This is a genomic window from Mycobacterium sp. (genome assembly GCF_049278535.1).
GTDB lineage: Bacteria > Actinomycetota > Actinomycetes > Mycobacteriales > Mycobacteriaceae > Mycobacterium.
Genome location: NZ_JBAPMI010000308.1, coordinates 1 through 20,186 on the forward strand (window position 1 = coordinate 1; position 20,186 = coordinate 20,186).

Below are 20,186 nucleotides of genomic sequence, written 5' to 3' on the forward strand. Positions count from 1 at the left end.
GTCAGCGCCGGAGTGGCCAACATGATGCCGAACTCCGGTCAGAGTTGTAACGCGCCGTCACGCATGTTGGTACCGAATTCGCGTATGGGCGAAGCCATTACCATCGCGCGTGAGGCCGCTGAACAAATCCAAGTGGGTAGCGATGACCCAACGGCGATCGGGCCGGTGGCCTCGAGGACTCAGTTCGACAAGGTTCAGCGTCTGATCCAGCAAGGTGTCGACGAAGGCGCAACCGTGGTAGCGGGAGGCACCGGCCGGCCGGTGGGTCTGGACACGGGTTACTACGTCAAGCCGACCGTCTTCGCGAATGTCACCAATGACATGACGATCGCGCGCGAGGAGATCTTCGGGCCGGTGCTGTGCATCCTCGGCTACGACGACCTCGACCAGGCCGTCGACATCGCCAACGACACCGAATACGGCCTTGCCGGTTTCGTTTCGGGAACCGACCTGGACAAGGCTCGTGAAGTTGCCCGAAAGATCAGGGCCGGCTGGGTGACAATCAATCACGCGTTCGACATGAACGCGCCGTTCGGCGGTTATAAGCACAGCGGCAACGGTCGAGAGTGGAGCGAGTTCGGCTTCCACGAGTACCTCGAGGTCAAAAGCACCTTGGGGTACGCACCCGAGTAGCTGAGCGGTGCCGACGACAAGGAGGTTGCAATGAAGTGTCGTGCCGCGGTGCTGCAGGGGGTCGGCGAGGACTGGGAGATTCGCGAGATCGACCTCGACCCGCCACGGGCCGGTGAAGTCCTGGTCCGCATGGCCGTTGCCGGCATCTGCCACTCCGACGACCACCTGGTTACCGGCGACGTCTTGCCGACCCCCGAGGTGCGGGCCATGACCGGCATCCCTGAGCCGGACTGGTTCCCGATGCTCGGAGGTCACGAGGGCGCTGGTGTCGTCGAGCAAGTCGGGCCCGGCGTGACGACGGTGCAGCCGGGGGATCACGTTGCCATGTCATTCATTCCCGCGTGCGGCAGTTGCCGGTTTTGTGTGAGCGGTCAGAGCTATATCTGCGACGCCGGCGCAAGTTTGTTCTCGAGGGAGATGCCCACCGACGGAACATGTCGCCGGCATCTCGGCGACGAAAACCTCATGGCTTACGGTCAACTCGGCACCTTCGCTGAGTATGCGGTGCTAACGGAGAGGTCCGTCATCAAGATCGACGACGCGATCCCATTCCATGCCGCTTCACTTGTGTCGTGCGGCGTCAGCACCGGCTGGGGCTCGGCGACGGTCTCGGCAGGCACCGAGCCCGGCGACACCGTCGTCGTCGTCGGAACCGGCGGTGTCGGGATGAACGCGCTGCAAGGAGCGCGTGCGGCCGGCGCAACCTATATCGTCGCGGTGGATCCGGTTGAATACAAACGAGATTCGGCCAAGATCTTCGGCTCTACCCATGCCGTCGCCTCGGCCGAAGAGGCGATCCCGTTGGTGCAAGACATCACCGACGGTGTGATGGCCGACCGCGTCATCTTGACGCCCGGTGTTCTGCACGTGGAGTTGATCGCGGTGGCGATGGCGCTGCTTCGCAAGGGTGGGACGTGCGTTGTCACCGGCATCACGCCTTACAGTGAGCCCCTGGTTCCGCTGATCCTGCAGGAAATGGTGCTCTCGTCCAAGCAACTCAAGGGAGCGCTGTACGGCGGGATGAATCCGCGTACCAGCGTGCCGAAGCTGTTGTCGATGTATCAGGCCGGCATGGTGAAACTCGACGAGCTGGTTACCCGGCACTACGAGCTCGACCAGATCAACGACGCGTTCGTGGACCTGCGGGAAGGACGCAACATCCGCGGCATCATCGAATTCGCCAGCCTCTAAATCAGTTCTCTCATTCGATGCGCGCCAAACCATGGCATCGTTCAGGTTGGTCGAGCATGCCAACGGCGCCATGTTCGACCCCCCGCTCGGAGTTGCCGGGCGGGCAGCATATTTCGGTTGTCGCCGCGCCGTGTCTGCCGTTGATGCGCTACGGGCGCACCTAAACTGGCGCCTGCATCTGCAGGGAGGGGTACCCGAGCATCGGCGGCAACAAGGCCGCCGACCAGGAAACCGGTCGGCGCGCTGGAGAGGTGAACATGGAACCGGCCGGGGCGTACCCCGTGCCGGTTCATTCTGCTCGGAAGCCCCGCTGGGTCGCCCCACCGCCGGCGTGCCGGTCGACCACCCGCCGAGCAAGCGACGGTGGTGACCGTCCCGAACGCCGCCCCGGCATTCGTGCGCTGGACGGACTGCGTGCGCTGGCGGTCGGGCTGGTGCTCGCCGATCACGGCGGCATACCCGGAATGACGGGCGGATTCCTGGGCGTCGACGTGTTTTTCGTGCTCAGTGGTTTCCTGATCACGTCGCTGTTGCTCGACGAACTGGGCCGCAGTGGCCGTATCGACATGGCCAACTTCTGGATTCGGCGGGCCCGCCGGCTACTGCCGGCGCTGGTCTTGATGGTGCTGACCGTCGCCGTCGGCCGTCAGTTCTTCTCTCCCGAGGCGATCGTGGGTTTGCGCGACGACGCCGTCGCCGCCTTCTTCTGGGTCGCGAACTGGATGTTCGTCGCCGACAAGACCGGCTATTTTGCCCAGGGTGCTCCGCCATCGCCCCTGCAGCACGCCTGGTCACTCGGTGTGGAAGAGCAGTACTACATCGTCTGGCCGCTGGTGCTGGTTGCGGTGACCCTGGTGCTGGCGGTGCGAGCGCGTCGTCAAGACAAACGCGCCACCCTCGGCGCAGTCCGCTTGACCGTGTTCCTGCTGGCCACGCTCGGCGCGCTGGGGTCGGCCGCGACAGCCATCCTGCTGGCCTCCGAAACGACCCGGGACCGGGTCTACTTCGGTACCGACACCCGGGCCCAGGCACTGCTGGTGGGTGCTGCCGCCTCGGCGTTGCTGGTCGGCGACTGGTCATCGCTGAATCGCGGATGGTCGCTGATCCGCTCCCGGTGGGGCAGGTGGATCGCCCGGGTGCTTCCAATGATCGGCCTGTTGGTGCTGGGTGCGGCCGCTCACTACGCGACCGGCAGCGCCGGTGAGTTCCGTAGCGGCCTACTGATCGCGGTTGCCATCGCGGCCGTGTTGGTGATCGCCCCGGTGGCGCTGGACCAGGGTGGACCGGTCGCCACCGTGCTGGCTTGGAGTCCGCTGGCGTGGCTGGGCACCATCTCTTACGGCATCTATCTGTGGCACTGGCCGATCTTCCTGGTCCTCAACGGTCAGCGGACCGGATGGCACGGGCTCTCGTTGTTCGGTGTCCGGTGCGTCGCCACGCTGGCGGTGTCGGTGGTGTCCTGGTGGGCGATCGAACAGCCTGTCCGGAAGTGGCGACCGGTGCGGGTGCCGCTGCTGGCATTGGCCGGAGCGACCGCGGCGACCGCTGCCGCGGTGACACTGCTGGTGGTCCCCGTAGTGCCCAGGGCCGGTGTCAGCGCACTCGACGCCAGCCTGCCTCCCGGTGTGTCGCCAATCGCGGTCGTTTCACCATCGCCTCCGCAAGCGGTCCGGCCCGCGCGGGCCGTCGCGCAACGAGACCCGCATCGGCCGTTCACCGTGTCGGTGTTCGGCGACTCGATCGGTTGGACGTTGATGCACTTCCTGCCGGCGACGCCCGGGTTCCAATTCATCGACCACACCGTGATCGGCTGCAGCCTGGTGCGCGGCGGCCCGTAGAGCTACCTCGGCCAGACCCTGGACCAGAAAAGCGAGTGCGAATCATGGCCGGGCCGGTGGACATCGCAGATCACCATCGACCAGCCCGACGCCGTCCTGCTGGTGATCGGCCGCTGGGAGACCGTGAACCGGGTCAATGAGGGACGGTGGACTCACATCGGAGATCCCGCCTTCGACTCCTATATCAGCGCCGAGTTGCGGCGCGCGGTGGACATCCTCAGCTTCAGCGGTACGCCGCTGACCGTCGCGAACCTGCCGTACAGCAGGCGCGGCGAACGGCCGGACGGCAGCCTGTACCCCGAGGATCAGCCCGAGCGGGTGGACGAATGGAACACCATGCTGGGCAAGACGATTGGCAATCGCCCGGACGTCCGGATCTTGGACCTCAAGAAAAAACTGTGCCCCAAAGGCGCGTACACGGCCGACGTCGATGGGATCCAGGTCCGCAGTGACGGCGTGCACCTGACCGAGGAGGGCGTGAAGTGGCTGATGCCCTGGCTCGAGGGATCGCTGAAACCGCGATGACCTAGCTGCCGGTATAGCAGCTGAGTTCCATGCTGTCGCTCTCCCTGACGGCGAAATTGAAACTCACGTAGGCGTTCTCACTGCTCTGGACGTAGTCGAGGTACGTCCGCGCGTCCGCGCTCTCCGTGTTGTCGGCGATCACCAGGGCTCCGGGTGACAGTCTCGGCTCCAGCAGCTTGATCACCGGCAGATACAGCTCCTTCCATCCGTCGAGGAGCACGAAGTCGACCGGTCCGTCCAGATCCGCGAGCGTAGCAAGCGCATCGCCTTCAAGGACGGTGATCAGATCGGCCAGTCCGGTGTCGGCGAATGTCTGCTTTGCGGCGGCGATCTTGGTGTCGCTGATCTCTGTCGTCACCACCCGGCCGGTGCCGTTGTCGCGTACCGCCGATGCCAGGTGCAGCGCCGAAATACCAAAGGACATACCGAATTCCACGACGGTGGCGGGGCGCGTGGCCCGCACCAGCGAGTACAGCAACCGGCCGGATTCGGGTGTGACGGGAATGTAGAACTCGCTCATGGCGTCAGCGCGTTCCTGCACGGTTCTGGCGGCGGACATGTTGGGGCGCCGCTCGCGCAACTTCGACATCTGCTCGCGCGACTCCGTGTACATCCGGTCCAATGTGTTGGCGACTCGGGGATCTTGCAATGTTGTGGCCATGCCGTCGAGCCTAGGCATTAATGAACGCGAACGGGCACTTCCCTTATTCAGCCGGGCTAGGGCACCAACACGATTTTGCCGTGCGTGTGTCGTTGTTCGAGTTCCGCGAACGCATCGACGACCCGATCGAGCGGGTAGGTCGCCGCGACATCGAAGTCGATCGCGCCGGAGGTGACGAGCCCGGCGATTTCGTGTAGCACCGCCGCCGTCGACGCCTCGGCGCTGCCCTCGGCTTTGGCGCCGACTTCGGCGGCCTTCTGGAACGAGATGATGGTGTTGATCCGCTCGGTCGGTACGCCGAGGTCGACCGCGAGCTGCACGTAGTCAGGTCCGAACAGGTCGATGAACGCGTCGATGCCGTCCGGCGCTGCCTGTCGCAGTCGATCGGCCAACCCGTCGCCGTATTCGACCGGCTCGACCCCATGGGCGCGTAGCCAGTCCGCGTTGGCCGCCGACGCGATGCCCAGCACCCGCACGTCGCGTGACGCCAACAACTGCACCACCAGGCTGCCGACTCCTCCCGCGGCCGCGGAGACCGCGACGGTCTCGCCGGCCTGCGGCGCGACCGCGCGAACGGCGGCGTACGCCGTGACGCCGACCACGTAGAGCGAACCAGCGACCTCCCAGCTCATGTCGGCTGGTTTGTGGATCAGCTGGTCGACCGGGACTGTCGCGTGGGTGGCGTGGCTGGATCGCTGAAAACTGAAGCCCAGCACCTCGTCCCCGACCGCGAAATCGCTGACGCCGTCGCCTACCTCGAGGACGACGCCGGCCAGGTCGCTGCCCTCGCCGGACGGAAAGGTGGCCGGGAAGTACTCATGGAGTGCTCCGCTGCGAATGCCGATCTCGCCGGGATTGATGCCGGCGGCGCGAACCTCGACGAGCACCTCGCCCGCACTGGGAACCGGCCGATCGATATCGGCCAGGTATAACTCTTCGCGCCCGCCGTAGCGATCGAAGCGGACCGCTCGCGCTTGTGCAGCTGCCATCGTCATCTCCCTGCTTGTCGCTCGGAAATACCCTCGGCTGCAACAGCTTTCAACGGGCAGCCGCGATTTTAAGACTTTGCCACGCTGCTCGGGTGCTACAGCCGTCCATAGGCGCAACAGGGCCAGCCCGGCGATGTCTTCCGAGATAGCAGTGTGACGGTCGTCACACCAACGGCTGTCGTGGAACGGAGTCAGGCCACCACATTGATCGGGTCGCCGAGGTGGACCATGTCGAAGTACCACGCGGCGTTGTCCGGGCCGAGGTTGATGCAGCCGTGGCTGACGTTCGCGTAGCCCTGCGAGTCCACCGACCACGGCGCCGAGTGCACATAGACGCCACTCCAGGTGACCCGGACGGCGTACTGGGCGGTGATCTTGTACCCCTCGGAGGAGTCGAGGGGGATGCCGATGGTTCGCGAATCCATCACGACCGTGCGCTCTTTGGACAGCGCGGAATAATTGCCCATCGGCGTTGGCCGACTCGGCTTACCCATCGACGCGGGCATCGTCCGCAGCACCTCGCCGTTCTGGGTGACCGTGAAGGTGTGTGCCGAGATGCTGGCGACGCCGACCACCTGGTCACCGGTGTCGAAACCGGTTGACAGAGCATGAACCTCGACGCCGACGTGACTGTGGGCGGGCCAGTAGCCGTCCGGCTTCCATTCGACGACGTTGGTCTCGACCCAATCGAACCGTCCGGTGACGTGGTTCGGTGCGCTGATCTTGATTGCCCGCTCGGCCGCCGCCCGGTTCGCGACCGGACCGGTGAAGGTGACGATCACCGGGTGGGCCACGCCGACCACCGCGCCGTTGGCAGGTTGGATCGAGGCGACGGAGGCAACCGGGGCCGGCGGCGCGATCGCCGCCGTGCCGGTGGCCACCGATCCCGCCACGGCCAGCGCCGCGGTCAATACCGCGCGCCACCCAATTCGAATCGCTCTACCCACGGTGTCCACCCTCCGAGACGATGCAAGCCCGAAGCGCTCACATTCCGTATCTCTAATATGCCCTATCCGGCGCTCAGCAAACGGATCTTGGATTGCGCAAGTCGCGGCAGACGCGCCGATGTGGGCACCATCGCCCCTGTTCATGCGCCGAAAGCGAGCTAGAGGAGGGTCACACCCAGTTATGCTGGCCGCGGTGTGGCAAGCGCAGATCGCTCTGCCTATGCGGCTGCTGTGAGGCGATACCGCCTCAATCGGCCGACTTCACCCGGGCCGCAGCGGATTCCGGCATCGGCTCATACCGGGCGAAGGCGCGGGTGAACGAGGCCGCGCCGTGCGAGAGTGAGCGCAAATCAATTGCGTAACGGGTCAATTCGACCTGCGGCACCTCGGATTTCACCAAGGTGCGATCGTTGCCGGCGGTGTCGGTCCCCAGCACCCGACCGCGACGTCCGGACAGGTCGCTCATCACCGCGCCGACGAGGTCGTCGGGTATCAGCACCGAGACCTGGTCGATCGGTTCGAGCAGCGCCGCCTTCGCCGCCGCGGCGGCCTCTTTCAGTGCGAGCGCACCGGCCATTTGAAACGCGAAATCGGAGGAGTCCACGCTGTGCGCTTTGCCGTCGAGCAGGGTGACCCGGATGTCGACGACGGGATAACCGGCGTGCACACCCTTTTCCATCTGAGCGCGTACGCCCTTTTCGACGCTCGCGATGAACTGCCGTGGCACCGCGCCGCCCACCACTTTGTCGCAGAACTCGAAACCCGAGCCTTCGGGCAGCGGCTCGACCTCGATGTCGCAGACCGCGTACTGACCGTGTCCACCGGACTGCTTGACGTGCCGTCCGTGGCCTTTGGCCTTGCTGCCAAAGGTTTCTCGCAGTGGTACCCGAAGTTCGACGGTGTCCACGGTGACGCTGTAGCGGTTGGCCAGTGCGTCAAGCACCACACCGGCGTGCGCTTCGCCCATGCACCACAGCACAATCTGATGCGTCTCCGGGTTCTGCTCGATCCGCAGCGTCGGATCTTCGGCGGCCAAACGCCCCAGGCCGACCGACAGCTTGTCTTCATCGGTCTTGGCATGCGCTTGAATAGCCACCGGCAGCAACGATTCCGGCATCATCCACGGCTTGAGCACCAGCGGCTGGGCCTTGTCCGACAGCGTGTCACCGGTTTCGGCCCGGCTCAATCGTCCGATTGCGCACATGTCGCCCGGCAGCACGACCGATGCGGGCCGTTGTTGCTTGCCCAGCGGGAAGGACAGCGCGCCGATGCGTTCGTCCTCGTCGTGGTCGACATGACCGGCCAGCGAATCGGGGCCGGCGTCGTCCGACGAACGGTAGAACGACGAAAAATGGCCCGACACATGAACAGTTGTGTCGGGCCTGATGGTTCCGGAGAACACCCGGACCAGGCTGAGCCTGCCGACATAGGGATCCGACGTCGTCTTCACCACCTCGGCCAGCAGGGGCGAGTCGGAGCCGCACGTCACCTTGGTGAACACCGCGCCTTGCGGGGTAAAGACTTCCGGCAGTGGGTGTTCGCGCGGTGACGGGAATCCGCGGGTGGCAATCTCGAGTAGTTCCAGGGTGCCGACGCCGGTGCTGCTGCAGACCGGTATCACCGGGAAGAATGAGCCACGCGCGACCGCTTTCTCCAAATCGTCGATCAGCACGGCTTCGTCGATCTTCTCGCCGCCGAGATAACGCTCCATCAGCGATTCGTCTTCGGACTCCTCGATGATTCCTTCGATCAGCGTGCCGCGGGCCGCATCGATCTGGTCGGTGTAGGAGGCATCCGGTGCATGCGTGGTGCGCTTGCCATCGGCGTACTCGTAGTGCGTCTGCGACAACAGCCCGATGACGCCGTCGCCGGCCGGAAGATAGAGCGGTAAAACCTTGTCGCCGAATGCATTCTGGGCCGCCTTGAGCGCATTCTGGTAGTTGGCCCTGGCGTGGTCGAGTTTGGTGATCACCACCGCCCGGGGCATCCCGACCTGGCTGCACTCCCGCCACAGCGACTTGGTCGGTTCGTCGACGTCTTCGTTGGCCGCAATGACGAAAAGAGCACAATCCGCGGCGCGCAGCCCGGCCCGTAGTTCGCCGACGAAGTCGGCGTAGCCGGGAGTGTCGACGAGGTTCACCTTGACGCCGTCGTGAGCGAGCGACGCCAGCGCGAGGCTGACTGAGCGCTGCTGGCGGATCTCGGCGTCGTCGTGGTCGCAGACCGTGGTGCCGTCGGCGATACAGCCGGGTCTGGACAACACGCCCGAGGCGACCAGCAGTGCGTCGACCAGTGTGGTTTTTCCGCCGCCGGAAGGGCCTACCAGCACCACGTTCCGTACGGCGGCCGGATCGTCTACGGCGGGAGCTGCTCCTGCGCCGTTCGATCCGTGGGACTTGTCTGCCATGACGTCACTCCCTCGCGTCCCGCGTCATCGTGATGCACGTCACTTTTCTCCTAGCGCCTGCGCAACACAAGGGTGAACGGGCGATGAAGGCAGATCGGGAAGCGACGGCGCTCAGGCGTGCCAGCTGCTCCAGCGCTGGACCGCGAGGGCGATCACCGGGCCGTCGAGCGAAACCGATTGGTACTGAGCGTATTTCGCGCGCAGCAGATCGCGTCCCTTTTGCATGACGTCGCCGTCGTGGTGAATCGCGGCGACACCGTCGGCGCGGACCCACCACAACTGCGTCCAGTCCTCTGCGTAGTGATCGACCAGCACACTCACCTGCGGGTTGCGCTCGATGTTGGCCAGCCGGCGCAGCCGGTGAGTCGTCTTGGGTTTCGCGTCGACGGCGGTGTAGATGATCTCGTCGTGCAGCGCGAATACCACCGGCACCAGGTGCGGCCGGCCGTCCAGAGATGCGGTGGCCAACCGGGCTATCGGTGTCTGCGCGAAGCGAGTCCTGGGGTCGAAGTCGACCACATCGCCGAGCCTAGGTAATGCTGAGGCCGCCGTCGACAACGATCGTCTGCCCGGTCACATATCCGCCGGCCGCCGATGCCAGCCAGATCGCGGTGGCAGCGAGTTCGTGTCCATCGCCGAGCCGGCCCAGGATCAGTCGGTGCGACTGGCTCTCCAGGTAGCCGGGCTTGTATTCGTCGGTCATCTCGGTTTTGAAGAATCCCGGAGCCAGCGCGTTGACCCGAATGCCCTTGCGTGCACCCCATTGTTGGGCGAGATCCCGGGTGAGCCCGATGATGGCGGCCTTGCTCGCGCTGTAGGCGGCTTGCGGCAGACCGGCTGTGGTAATCCCCAGAATGCTGGCGATGTTGATGACCGAACTTCCGGGCTGCATGACCCGCCCGCAGGCCTGCGCCACCCAGTACGCGCCGTTGAGGTTGACGTCGATCACCGAGCGGAACTGCTCGGGTGTCTCCCGGGTCGCGGGGTGTGCGGTCCCGACGCCGGCATTGTTGATCAGCACGTCGACCCGGCCGAACGTGTGCATCGCCGCGTCGACCAGCGCCTGACACTGCTCCGGCGCGCTGACGTCGGTCGCGATCGTCAGGGCCTTGCGGCCGCCGGCCTCGACGAGCGCGGCAGTCTGGGCCAACCTGTCTACGCGGCGCGCGCCTAAGACGACGTCAGCTCCGGCCTCGGCGAATGCCTGGGCGAACGACACACCCAGCCCGGACGAAGCACCCGTCACGATCACGACTTTGTCGTCGAGGCGGAATGAATCAAGCACGCCCATGTGAAATACACCTTTGCTCATCAGTGGTTATTCGGCCGAAGCTATGAAGCTACCGCTTGACGACATGTCGGCCGGAAGGCCATGTAGTGGGGGTGGCGAGCCGACGTCGATATGCCCGATCGGGCAACGCAGGCTACGGTTAAATGAATAAAGTTGCGTCGTCAAGATCAAAACGTTGCGACATTTCTGGCTTAATTCGGGCTGGAACTCAAGCAGGAGGTAACCGGATGAGCGGACCGCACCGCCGCAGACCGCGGAGGTCGCTGCGCTTGCTCAGTCTGTTGGCAGCGACTGGACTCGCGCTGGCAACGGCGCCCGCGCACGCGTCACCGCCGAGGCCGCCGGCGCCGCGCGACGCGCAGAACGCCGCCGCTCAGGTGGGCCCGCAAATCGTCGACATCGACGCCAAGCTGGGATTCCAGAGCGCGATCGGCGCCGGGACCGGCATCGTGATCGATCCCAGCGTGGTCCTCACCAACAACCACGTGATCGCCGGCGCGACCGAACTCACCGCGAGGTCCATCGCCAATGGCCAGACCTATCCGGCCACCGTGATCGGCTTCGACCGCCAACACGACATCGCGGTACTGCAACTCGCCGGCGGCGGCCTGCCGGTAGCCAACATCGGCAACTCGGACACGGTGGCAGTCGGCCAGCCGGTGGTGTCGCTGGGCAACGCCGGAGGTGCCGGCGGTGCGCCCAGCGTCGAGGAGGGGCGCATCGGCGCCCTGAACCAGACCGTGTCGGCGAACGATGCGCTGACCGGTAGCACCGAGACCCTGAACGGGTTGATCCAGGTCGACGCGAACATCCGCCCCGGCGACTCCGGTGGCCCGACGGTCAACTCCGCCAATCAAGTGATCGGCATGAACACCGCCGCATCGCAGAACTTCCACCTCGGCCGCGGGCAGGGCTTCGCGATCCCGATCAACGAGGCGATGGCCATCGCCGGGCAGATCCGGTCCGGCGCTTCGTCGCCGACGGTACACATCGGTCCGACCGCGTTCCTCGGCGTCGGAGTCAACGACGCCGCCGGTGGCGCAGGTGCGATCGTCCGGCAGGTGATTCCGACCGGCCCCGCCGCCGGTGCGGGGATCAACCCGGGTGATGTGATCACCTCTATCAACGGCCAGCCGGTGAACTCGGCCACCGCGCTGACGAACATTCTCGATCAGCATCATCCCGGCGAGAGCGTCGGCGTGGGGCTGGGCGGACGGCAAACCAACGTGACACTGGGAGACGGTCCGCCGGGCTGATCCAAGGTCGTAGCTCATGCGACTTCGCTCAATTCGTTTGGCGTGCAAGGTTTTCGATCCCGCACCTCGGGTACGTGTAAAATCGTGGACTTGACGAGCAGCAGAGACGACACCGTTGAGCACGATCCAGCCGAGGGGAGTCACGTCGAAGCCGGCGTAGTCGAACATCCCAGCGCTGACGAGTTCGGCGACGCCAAATCGCTACCCGCCGACCCGACCTGGTTCAAGCACGCGGTCTTCTACGAGGTCCTTGTTCGCGCCTTCGTGGATGCCAACGCGGATGGATCGGGAGATCTGCGGGGGCTCATGGAACGCCTCGACTATCTGCAGTGGCTCGGCGTCGACTGCATCTGGCTGCCGCCGTTCTACGACTCACCGTTACGCGACGGCGGCTACGACATCCGCGACTTCTACAAAGTGCTCCCCGAATTCGGCACCGTCGAGGACTTCGTCGCGTTACTCAACGCCGCGCACGAACGGGGTATCCGGGTCATCACCGACCTCGTGATGAACCACACCTCGGATTCACACCCCTGGTTCCAGGAGTCACGGCACGACCCAGACGGCCCGTACGGCGACTTCTACGTGTGGAGCGACACCAGCGAGAAATACACCGACGCACGCATCATCTTCATCGACACCGAAGAGTCGAACTGGACCTTTGATTCGGTGCGCAAGCAGTTCTACTGGCACCGGTTCTTCTCCCACCAACCGGACCTGAACTACGAGAACCCGGCCGTGCAGGAAGCGATGATCGACGTGTTGCGCTTCTGGCTCGATCTTGGGATCGACGGATTCCGGCTGGACGCGGTGCCCTACCTGTTCGAGCGCGAGGGCACCAACTGCGAGAACCTGCCCGAGACGCACGCCTTCCTCAGACGCGTCCGCAAAGTCGTCGACGACGAGTTCCCGGGCCGGGTGCTGCTGGCGGAAGCCAATCAATGGCCTGCCGACGTCGTCGAATATTTCGGTGACGCCAGCACCGGTGGCGACGAGTGCCACATGGCATTCCACTTCCCGTTGATGCCACGCATCTTCATGGCAGTCCGCCGCGAGTCGCGGTTCCCGATCTCGGAGATCATGGCGCAGACGCCGGAGATTCCGGACCTGGCGCAGTGGGGGATCTTCCTGCGCAACCACGACGAGCTGACCCTGGAGATGGTCAGCGACGAAGAGCGCGACTATATGTACTCCGAGTACGCCAAGGACCCGCGGATGAAGGCGAACGTCGGAATCCGCCGTCGACTGGCCCCGCTGCTGGACAACGACCGAAACCAGATCGAGCTGTTCACCGCTCTGCTGTTGTCACTGCCCGGCTCGCCGGTGCTCTACTACGGCGACGAGATCGGCATGGGTGACGTGATCTGGCTGGGTGACCGCGACGGTGTGCGCACCCCGATGCAGTGGACGCCGGACCGCAACGCCGGGTTCTCCAAGGCCAATCCCGGTCGGTTGTTTCTACCGGCGAGCCAGGACTCGGTCTACGGGTATCAGGCCGTCAACGTGGAAGCGCAGATGGACACCTCGACGTCGCTGCTGAACTGGACCCGCACCATGCTGATGGTGCGCAGGCGACACGACGCGTTCGCAACAGGGTCGTTCCAGGAATTGGGCGGCACCAACCCGTCGGTGCTCGCCTACGCGCGGGTGTCCGACGATGACGTGGTGGTATGCGTCAACAACCTGTCGCGCTTCCCGCAACCCATCGAACTGAACCTGCAGCACTGGAACGGCTTCGTACCGGTCGAGTTGACCGGAAAGGTGAGATTTCCTGCCATCGGACATCTGCCTTACATGCTGACCCTGCCCGGACACGGGTTCTACTGGTTCCAGTTGTGCGGGTCTGAGGAGTCGCAATGAACTTGCCGTGGTCAGAATGGCTGCCGCAACAGCGCTGGTATGCCGGCCGCAGCCGCCAGCTGGCGGCCGCCGAGCCGGGGCTTGTCATCGAACTGCGCAACGGCCTGGATCTGGTGCTGGTGGATGTGAGCTACACCGACGGCTCGGCCGAGCGTTACCAAGTGATCGTCGGATGGGATTCCGAGCCGCCGGCCGAGTACAACACCGTCGCCACCATCGGTGCCGACGCTGATCGCACTGGCTACGACGCGCTCTACGATCCGGACGCGGCAGGTTTCCTGATGTCGCTGATCGACGCCTCGGCCACCCGTGCCGGCGTGTCGTTCGGCAAGGAGCCGGACGTGACCCTGCCGCTGGAGGCCCATCCGCGGGTGACGGATGCCGAACAGAGCAACACCAGCGTGATCTTCGACCGGGACGCCATTTTCAAAGTGTTTCGCCGCGTCAGCCCTGGCATCAATCCCGATATCGAGCTCAACCGTGTCCTGGGCCGGGCCGGAAATCCACACGTAGCCAGACTCCTGGGCACCTACGAGCTGACCGGGTCGGACGCCGACACCAGTTGTCCGCTTGGCATGGCGACCGAGTACGAGGCCAACGCGGCCGAAGGCTGGGCGATGGCCACCGCCAGCGTGCGTGACCTGTTCGCGGAGGGCGACCTCTACGCCCACGAGGTCGGCGGCGATTTCGCCGGCGAGTCCTACCGGCTGGGCGAGGCCGTGGCGTCGGTGCATGCCGGGCTCGCCGAAGCCCTCGGCACGTCGCAGGCCCCGTTCCCGGTCGACACCATGCTGGCGCGGTTGTCGTCGGCTGCCGAGTCGGTGTCCGAACTCGAGCAGTACACGGCGGCGATCGAGCAGCGGTTCCAGAAGTTGGCGGAGCAGACCATCACGGTGCAGCGGGTGCACGGCGACCTGCATCTAGGTCAAGTGCTGCGCACGCCGGAAACCTGGCTGCTGATCGACTTCGAAGGCGAGCCGGGTCAGCCGCTCGACGAGCGCCGCGCACCGGACTCCCCGTTGCGGGACGTGGCGGGTGTGCTGCGATCGTTCGACTACGCGGCCTACGGACCGCTGGTCGACCTTTCGGGCGACAAGCAACTGGCCGCGCGTGCGCGAGAGTGGGTGCAGCGCAACCGAACAGCATTCTGCGACGGCTACGCTGCGGCGTCCGGCGTTGACCCTCGCGATTCGGCACTGATCCTGGCGGCGTACGAACTGGACAAGGCGGTCTACGAGACGGGTTACGAGTCTCGGCACCGGCCGAGCTGGTTACCGATCCCGCTACGGTCGATCGCCAAGTTTGTAGCAGATTGATGTGAGTCTTACCTGAATGACCGTCCCCACGCTGCACACCGGATAGGTCCCCTGGGAGCATGGCGTTCATGCTTGGTGAGACTTTCGACAGTGAGGCGCGCTTGTCGTGGGTGCTGGCGGTGCTTGCCGGTGTTCTCGGTGCGACGGCCTTCACCCACTCGGCCGGGTATTTCGTCACGTTCATGACCGGAAACGCGCAACGCGCGGTGCTGGGTTTTTTTCGCGACGACGTAGTGTTGTCGATCACGGCCGGTCTGCTGCTGTTGAGCTTCGTGGCCGGCGTGGTGGTCGCGTCGGTATGCCGGCGGCATTTCTGGGTGGCGCATCCGCACGGACCGACGATGCTGGCGACGTTCAGTCTGCTGGCTGCCACCGCGGTGGACGTCTTCGATGAGGGCTGGGAAGAGAATCAGCTCGACTTCCCGCCGATAATGTTGCTGGCCTTCGGTATCGGTGCGCTGAATACGTCGTTCGTCAAGGACGGCGAGGTGTCGGTGCCACTGAGCTATGTGACCGGCACGCTGGTCAAGATGGGCCAGGGCATCGAGCGGCACCTCGCCGGGGGGGACCTGTCCGATTGGCTCGGCTACTTTCTGCTGTTCAGCAGCTTCATCTTCGGCGCCTCGTTTGGTGGCGTCATCAGCTTGTTCGTCAACGGAACCGGGATGCTGGTGTTCGCGTCGGTGATGTGCACGTTGGCAACCGCGTATACGTACTTTCATCAGGACCGCCGCGCTCTACTGAATTAGCCTCCCGGACAAGCACATCGGCAGCAGCGCTGGGGGTGCGCTGCTGCCGATGCTTTGGGGGGACCTATCAGGTGGCGCCTTGAGCAGCGCTCAGCGTCCGCTGAATGTCGGGCTTCATGGCGACCAGTTGCTGGTTCCAGTAACCCCAGTCATGCGTTCCGTTGGGCGGGAAGTTGAACGTGCCGTTTCTGCCGCCCGCGGCGGTGTAGTTGTCGCGGAACTGCTCGTTGGTGCGCAGCGTGAACTGCTCGAGGAACTTGGCCGGCATGCTGTCGCCGCCCAGTTCGTTCGGAGTGCCGTTGCCGCAGTACACCCAGATGCGGGTGTTGTTCTGCACCAGGCGGGGTATCTGCACCATCGCGTCGTTACGCTTCCACGCCGGGTCACTGGTCGGACCCCACATGTTGCTGGCGTTGTAGCCGCCCGCATCGCCCATCGCCAGACCGATCAGCGTCGGCCACCAGCCCTCGGAGGGGTTCAGGAAGCCGGACAATGATGCGGCGTAGGAGAACTGCTGCGGATAGTACGCGGCCAGGATCATTGAGGAACCACCCGCCATCGAAAGACCCACGGCGGCATTGCCATTCGGCGAGATGCCCCGGTTAGCCTGCAGATAGGCCGGGAGTTCGCGAGTCACGAATGTCTCCCACTTGTAGGTCTGGCAACCGCTCTTGCCACATGCCGGCTGGTACCAGTCGCTGTAGAAACTGGACTGTCCGCCGACCGGCATGATCACCGACAGGCCGGACTGGTAGTACTCCTCGAACGCGGGCGTGTTGATGTCCCAGCCGTTGAAGTCGTCCTGTGCGCGCAACCCGTCGAGCAGGTAGACCGCGTGCGGCCCGCCGCCCTGGAATTGGACTTTGATGTTGCGGCCCATCGCCGCAGACGGTACTTGCAGATACTCGACGGGCAGGCCCTTCTTGGAGAACGCCCCCACTGTCGCCGAGCCCCCGATAGCACCGACCAGACCGGACAGCAGTGCTGCCCCCATGATCGCGATTGCCAACCGGCGCGGCAGACGACCTGCCGTACCGCGGAACTTCTCTGCGAACTTCATAGCTCCTACACATCCCAACTTTCATCTGCCGCATAGTGCGGTCGAATAGCTGTCTGTGGCAGTCAAACACGGTGCGAGTCACACGCTTGTGGTTCGTCTCGGGGTGTGTGATCGCGGTTCGCTAACGATTGAGCTTCAGTGGTCACTCGCAGATAACGATTGGAAATCGGAAGGGGGCCTGACATGCCAAAAGCCCCTGCTGAACGAATTCAGCAGGGGGCGTGAGCTATTCGTGACCTACGCGACCAGGCGTCGCAACAGCGTTGATGCAGTGCCGATTCCGATCAACGCAGCTACCAGCAACACCACGACGTCCAGGATGTGAAACGGCGTGCCGATCAGCAGCGCCCGCAGGGCGTGGACTTCGTAACTGAGTGGGTTGACCGTGCTGAGCGCATGCAGCCAGGTCGGCATGACATCGACCGGATAGAGCGCGTTGGACGCGAAGAACAGTGGCATGGTGATTGCCTGGCCGATCCCCATCAGCCGGTCGCGGCTGCGCACCAGGCCGGCCAGCGTCATCGACAGGCAGGCAAAGAACGCCGACCCGAGCATGACAACCGCCATCGCGGCCAGGATCCGCAGTGGGTTGACCGTCATCCCGATGCCCATCACATAGGCCAGTGCCAACACGCCGACGACCTGGGCCACCGATCGCACGCCCGCCGCGAACGCCTTGCCGGAGATCAGCGCCGACGCGGGCGCGGGCGTGACCATGAGCTTGGCCAGGATCCCGGCATCGCGGTCCCAGATGATCTGAATGCCGTAGAAGATCGAGATGAACAACGCCGACTGGGCGATGATGCCCGGCGCCAGGAAGGCCAGATACGACACCGGCCCGGTGTTGATGACGTGCAGCTTGCTGAACGTCGTGCCGAAGATCAGCAGCCACAGCGCAGGCTGCACCATCCGCGTGACGAGCTCGGTGCGGTCGTGCCGCAGCTTCTGCATCTCCACGATCGCGAAAGCGCTGACGCGGCTCAACGTCGCCGGCACGCGTGGCCATCCGCGCGGAGCACGGGTCAGCCTGACGGGTGCGGGCTCCAGGGCGGTATCAACCGGCACGGATGGCAACCCTTCTGCTGGAACGGATTTCACGGATCGACCCGGAGGTTTCGGTCTGCTTCGCCAAGTCCGACGCGGTGTAGTGCCGGAAGACGTCTTCAAGCGTGGCGCAGGACGACACGGTCGACTTCAGCTTTGTGGGCGTACCGACGGCACGAAGCTTGCCGCGATGCATCAGCGCAACGCGGTCGCACAACGCGTCGGCCTCCTCCATGTAGTGCGTGGTCAGCAGCACGGTCATGCCGAACTGGCCCTGCATATTCAGCACGTGGTTCCAGACGCGGTCGCGCGCGATCGGGTCCAGACCCACGGTGGGTTCGTCGAGCACCAGCAGCGACGGGCGGTTCACCAGCGCCTGCGCCACTTCCAATCGGCGCACCATCCCGCCGGAGTAGGTTCCGGCCGGCCGGTCGGCGACGTCGACCAACTCCATGGCGTTAAGTGCTTCATCCACGCGCTCAGATCGCTGGCTGCGCGGCACACCGTACAACCGGGCGAACCAGGCCACGTTCTGGCGGCCGGTCAGCGCGGACTCGATCGAAAGCTGTTGGGGCACATACCCGATGTTGCTGCGGATATCGATCGTCTGGTCGCGGGCATCCAGGCCGAAGATGCGCAGCTCGCCCTGCTGTACGGGTATCAGCGTGGTGAGCATCCGCACCACCGTGGTCTTTCCCGCTCCGTTGGGACCCAATAGTCCCATCGTCTCGCCCGGCCGCACCTGCAACGTCACATCATCGACGGCGGTGAACTGGCCGTAGCGGTGGGTCAGATTCCGGGCGTCGACCGCCATCGGCAGTGCTGGGGTCATTCTCATCGCTCCTGCAATCGTTGGGTCATCGTTTCGAGTACTTCCAAGCCCTTTGTCAGAGAGTCGATTTGGTCGGCGTCGAGTTCGCCGAGTACCTCGGACAACGCGGCCCGCCGGCTCGCGCGCGAGTTATCGACGATCTGTTGAGCCGCCGCGGCCAGTCGCAGCTGGCCGACGCGGAGGTCGGTTTGGGCCGCGGTCCGCACGAGTAGGCCCTTGTTGACCAGCTTGGAAACCAGCGTCGAGGCGGTGTTGGCGACCAGTCCCAGCTCGGCAGCGGCGGCGCTGACCGATATGCCCGGTTGCCGGCCGACCAGCCAGAGCAGCTCTGATTGCGATTCGGTGAGACGTGCCGAGTCGAAACCACGTTCGGCCGACCGGCGCAGTTGCCGGCGGAATCTGCCGACGACGCGTGACACCTCGGTGACGGGGTCGATGAGAGTATTCACTTGTATCTGTTTACGAGCTAAAGATGTGCGGACGCTATGTGCGAGCTAGCAGCGAGCTACTTCTCCACCCGGTGAAGCACGACGTCGGTGAGCGCGCCGCCGGCGACGTATGCCGTCATGTATGTGCAGAAGGGTTGCCGACGGCGGTCGGTCGGTGAACCCGGATTCAGCAGCCGCAAACCAGTGCTGGTCGTGGTGTCCCAGGGGATGTGACTGTGACCGAACACCAGCACGTCGGTGTCGGGGTATTGGCGTGACATGCGTGCGTCCCGGCCGGCGCTGGCACCGGTCTCGTGGACGACGGTGAAGCGCAACCCGTCCAGAACGACGTCGGCACGTTCGGGCAACCGCGAACGCAGGACGGCCCCGTCGTTGTTGCCCCAGCACGCCACCAGTCGCGCGGCCTTTGCCGTCAACTCGTCGAGCAACTCGGGCACCACCCAGTCCCCGGCGTGCACAACGACGTCTGCCTGCGCCACCTCGTCCCACACCCGCGGCGGCAGATCGTGGGCGCGGCGCGGCACATGCGTATCGGCGATCAGCAGCAACCTCACCCGGCCATCCTGCAACAAATCCGGCCCGAAAGGTCCCGACGGCGTCTCCTCGACGGGCGAGTGGCACGATGTTCAACAGCGCCGCCCGCCTCGCCATCGGGCCGACTCAAAGGAGAGAAACGCTATGCGCACCTTCGAATCAGTCGCCGACCTCGCCTCGATCAAGGGTGAAAGCATCGGAGAGAGCGACTGGGTGACGATCAGCCAGGAAGATGTCAACCTGTTCGCCGACGCGACTGGTGATCACCAGTGGATTCACGTCGACCCGGAGCGAGCGGCCAAGGGTCCATTCGGCAAGACGATCGCGCACGGTTTCATGACGCTGGCCCTGCTGCCGCGGCTGCAGCACCAGATGTACACGGTCAACGGCATCAAGCTCGCAATCAACTACGGCCTCAACAAAGTTCGGTTCCCCGCGCCGGTCCCGGTCGGTTCCCGGGTGCGCGCCAAGAGCTCGCTGGTCAATGTCGAGGACCTGGGCAACGGCGCGGTCCAGGCCACCGTGTCGACGACCGTGGAGGTCGAGGGCTCGGACAAACCGGCGTGCGTGGCCGAGAGCGTCGTGCGCTACGTCTCGTAGGGCG

The 20,186-nt window shown here is 64.8% G+C and carries 18 protein-coding genes and 1 pseudogene; 8 read left to right on the forward strand and 11 right to left on the reverse strand.

Annotation, left to right across the window (positions count from 1 at the left end):
• The 3 genes and pseudogenes from WAO18_RS20380 to WAO18_RS20390 form a co-directional block, all read left to right on the forward strand.
• A partial coding sequence (locus tag WAO18_RS20380; protein WP_422208046.1) for an aldehyde dehydrogenase family protein occupies positions 1 to 633 on the forward strand: 633 nt, incomplete at its 5' end.
• Positions 634 to 663: 30 nt separating this feature from the next.
• Positions 664 to 1,824 carry an NDMA-dependent alcohol dehydrogenase gene (locus tag WAO18_RS20385; RefSeq protein WP_422208047.1) on the forward strand — a complete coding sequence of 387 codons (1,161 nt, stop codon included), beginning with the start codon at positions 664 to 666 and terminating at the stop codon, positions 1,822 to 1,824.
• A gap of 281 nt (positions 1,825 to 2,105) precedes the next feature.
• A pseudogene (locus WAO18_RS20390) lies at positions 2,106 to 4,187 on the forward strand (acyltransferase family protein).
• Between the two features lies 1 nt (position 4,188).
• Here WAO18_RS20390 and WAO18_RS20395 read toward each other — a convergent pair.
• The 6 genes from WAO18_RS20395 to WAO18_RS20420 form a co-directional block, all read right to left on the reverse strand.
• Complete coding sequence (locus tag WAO18_RS20395; protein ID WP_422208048.1) at positions 4,189 to 4,848, reverse strand: O-methyltransferase; 660 nt, start codon at positions 4,846 to 4,848, stop codon at positions 4,189 to 4,191.
• A 56-nt stretch (positions 4,849 to 4,904) separates the two neighbouring features.
• Positions 4,905 to 5,837 (reverse strand): NADP-dependent oxidoreductase, encoded by a 933-nt coding sequence (locus tag WAO18_RS20400; RefSeq protein WP_422208049.1) that lies wholly within the window; start codon positions 5,835 to 5,837, stop codon positions 4,905 to 4,907.
• 191 nt (positions 5,838 to 6,028) lie between these two features.
• The gene (locus WAO18_RS20405) at positions 6,029 to 6,784 is read right to left on the reverse strand and encodes a L,D-transpeptidase (protein WP_422208050.1); all 756 of its coding nucleotides are present in this window, start codon (positions 6,782 to 6,784) and stop codon (positions 6,029 to 6,031) included.
• Positions 6,785 to 7,031: 247 nt separating this feature from the next.
• Positions 7,032 to 9,191: an elongation factor G-like protein EF-G2 gene (locus tag WAO18_RS20410; RefSeq protein WP_422208051.1), complete on the reverse strand. Its 2,160-nt coding sequence runs from the start codon at positions 9,189 to 9,191 to the stop codon at positions 7,032 to 7,034.
• 111 nt (positions 9,192 to 9,302) lie between these two features.
• Positions 9,303 to 9,710: a TIGR03668 family PPOX class F420-dependent oxidoreductase gene (locus WAO18_RS20415; protein ID WP_422208052.1), complete on the reverse strand. Its 408-nt coding sequence runs from the start codon at positions 9,708 to 9,710 to the stop codon at positions 9,303 to 9,305.
• A gap of 10 nt (positions 9,711 to 9,720) precedes the next feature.
• A complete protein-coding gene (locus tag WAO18_RS20420) occupies positions 9,721 to 10,482 on the reverse strand; it encodes an SDR family NAD(P)-dependent oxidoreductase (RefSeq protein ID WP_422208053.1) in 762 nt (253 codons plus the stop codon).
• 227 nt (positions 10,483 to 10,709) lie between these two features.
• Here WAO18_RS20420 and WAO18_RS20425 point away from each other — a divergent pair, with 227 nt between their 5' ends.
• From WAO18_RS20425 to WAO18_RS20440, 4 genes are all read left to right on the forward strand, one after another.
• Positions 10,710 to 11,738, forward strand: coding sequence for a S1C family serine protease (locus WAO18_RS20425; RefSeq protein ID WP_422208054.1), 1,029 nt, complete (start codon positions 10,710 to 10,712; stop codon positions 11,736 to 11,738).
• Positions 11,739 to 11,828: 90 nt separating this feature from the next.
• The gene (gene treS, locus WAO18_RS20430) at positions 11,829 to 13,598 is read left to right on the forward strand and encodes a maltose alpha-D-glucosyltransferase (RefSeq protein WP_422208055.1); all 1,770 of its coding nucleotides are present in this window, start codon (positions 11,829 to 11,831) and stop codon (positions 13,596 to 13,598) included.
• Positions 13,595 to 14,914, forward strand: a complete 1,320-nt coding sequence (locus WAO18_RS20435; RefSeq protein ID WP_422208056.1) for a maltokinase N-terminal cap-like domain-containing protein — start codon at positions 13,595 to 13,597, stop codon at positions 14,912 to 14,914. The genes treS and WAO18_RS20435 overlap by 4 nt, the downstream gene beginning before the upstream one ends.
• A 68-nt stretch (positions 14,915 to 14,982) precedes the next feature.
• Positions 14,983 to 15,663 carry a YoaK family protein gene (locus tag WAO18_RS20440; protein ID WP_422208071.1) on the forward strand — a complete coding sequence of 227 codons (681 nt, stop codon included), beginning with the start codon at positions 14,983 to 14,985 and terminating at the stop codon, positions 15,661 to 15,663.
• Between the two features lie 67 nt (positions 15,664 to 15,730).
• Here the strand turns inward: WAO18_RS20440 and WAO18_RS20445 are convergent, their stop codons facing one another.
• From WAO18_RS20445 to WAO18_RS20465, 5 genes are all read right to left on the reverse strand, one after another.
• Positions 15,731 to 16,723, reverse strand: a complete 993-nt coding sequence (locus WAO18_RS20445) for an esterase family protein (protein WP_422208057.1) — start codon at positions 16,721 to 16,723, stop codon at positions 15,731 to 15,733.
• Between the two features lie 237 nt (positions 16,724 to 16,960).
• Positions 16,961 to 17,788, reverse strand: a complete 828-nt coding sequence (locus WAO18_RS20450; RefSeq protein WP_422208058.1) for an ABC transporter permease — start codon at positions 17,786 to 17,788, stop codon at positions 16,961 to 16,963.
• Complete coding sequence (locus tag WAO18_RS20455; protein ID WP_422208059.1) at positions 17,778 to 18,599, reverse strand: ATP-binding cassette domain-containing protein; 822 nt, start codon at positions 18,597 to 18,599, stop codon at positions 17,778 to 17,780. Before WAO18_RS20455 ends, WAO18_RS20450 begins: the two co-directional genes overlap by 11 nt.
• A 2-nt stretch (positions 18,600 to 18,601) precedes the next feature.
• Positions 18,602 to 19,048 (reverse strand): MarR family winged helix-turn-helix transcriptional regulator, encoded by a 447-nt coding sequence (locus WAO18_RS20460; protein WP_422208060.1) that lies wholly within the window; start codon positions 19,046 to 19,048, stop codon positions 18,602 to 18,604.
• 56 nt (positions 19,049 to 19,104) lie between these two features.
• Positions 19,105 to 19,602: a metallophosphoesterase family protein gene (locus WAO18_RS20465; RefSeq protein WP_422208061.1), complete on the reverse strand. Its 498-nt coding sequence runs from the start codon at positions 19,600 to 19,602 to the stop codon at positions 19,105 to 19,107.
• Positions 19,603 to 19,726: 124 nt separating this feature from the next.
• Between WAO18_RS20465 and WAO18_RS20470 the strand changes: the two genes are divergently transcribed.
• Positions 19,727 to 20,182 carry a MaoC family dehydratase gene (locus WAO18_RS20470; RefSeq protein ID WP_422208062.1) on the forward strand — a complete coding sequence of 152 codons (456 nt, stop codon included), beginning with the start codon at positions 19,727 to 19,729 and terminating at the stop codon, positions 20,180 to 20,182.
• Positions 20,183 to 20,186 lie beyond the last annotated feature (4 nt).

Bases quoted from the DNA above. Each gene is read 5' to 3' on its own strand.
- WAO18_RS20385 (WP_422208047.1), top strand. From the start codon at position 664: ATGAAGTGTCGTGCCGCGGTGCTGCAGGGGGTCGGCGAGGACTGGGAG.
- WAO18_RS20395 (WP_422208048.1), bottom strand. From the start codon at position 4,848: ATGGCCACAACATTGCAAGATCCCCGAGTCGCCAACACATTGGACCGG.
- WAO18_RS20400 (WP_422208049.1), bottom strand. From the start codon at position 5,837: ATGGCAGCTGCACAAGCGCGAGCGGTCCGCTTCGATCGCTACGGCGGG.
- WAO18_RS20410 (WP_422208051.1), bottom strand. From the start codon at position 9,191: ATGGCAGACAAGTCCCACGGATCGAACGGCGCAGGAGCAGCTCCCGCC.
- WAO18_RS20420 (WP_422208053.1), bottom strand. From the start codon at position 10,482: ATGGGCGTGCTTGATTCATTCCGCCTCGACGACAAAGTCGTGATCGTG.
- WAO18_RS20425 (WP_422208054.1), top strand. From the start codon at position 10,710: ATGAGCGGACCGCACCGCCGCAGACCGCGGAGGTCGCTGCGCTTGCTC.
- WAO18_RS20435 (WP_422208056.1), top strand. From the start codon at position 13,595: ATGAACTTGCCGTGGTCAGAATGGCTGCCGCAACAGCGCTGGTATGCC.
- WAO18_RS20440 (WP_422208071.1), top strand. From the start codon at position 14,983: ATGCTTGGTGAGACTTTCGACAGTGAGGCGCGCTTGTCGTGGGTGCTG.
- WAO18_RS20445 (WP_422208057.1), bottom strand. From the start codon at position 16,723: ATGAAGTTCGCAGAGAAGTTCCGCGGTACGGCAGGTCGTCTGCCGCGC.
- WAO18_RS20455 (WP_422208059.1), bottom strand. From the start codon at position 18,599: ATGACCCCAGCACTGCCGATGGCGGTCGACGCCCGGAATCTGACCCAC.
- WAO18_RS20470 (WP_422208062.1), top strand. From the start codon at position 19,727: ATGCGCACCTTCGAATCAGTCGCCGACCTCGCCTCGATCAAGGGTGAA.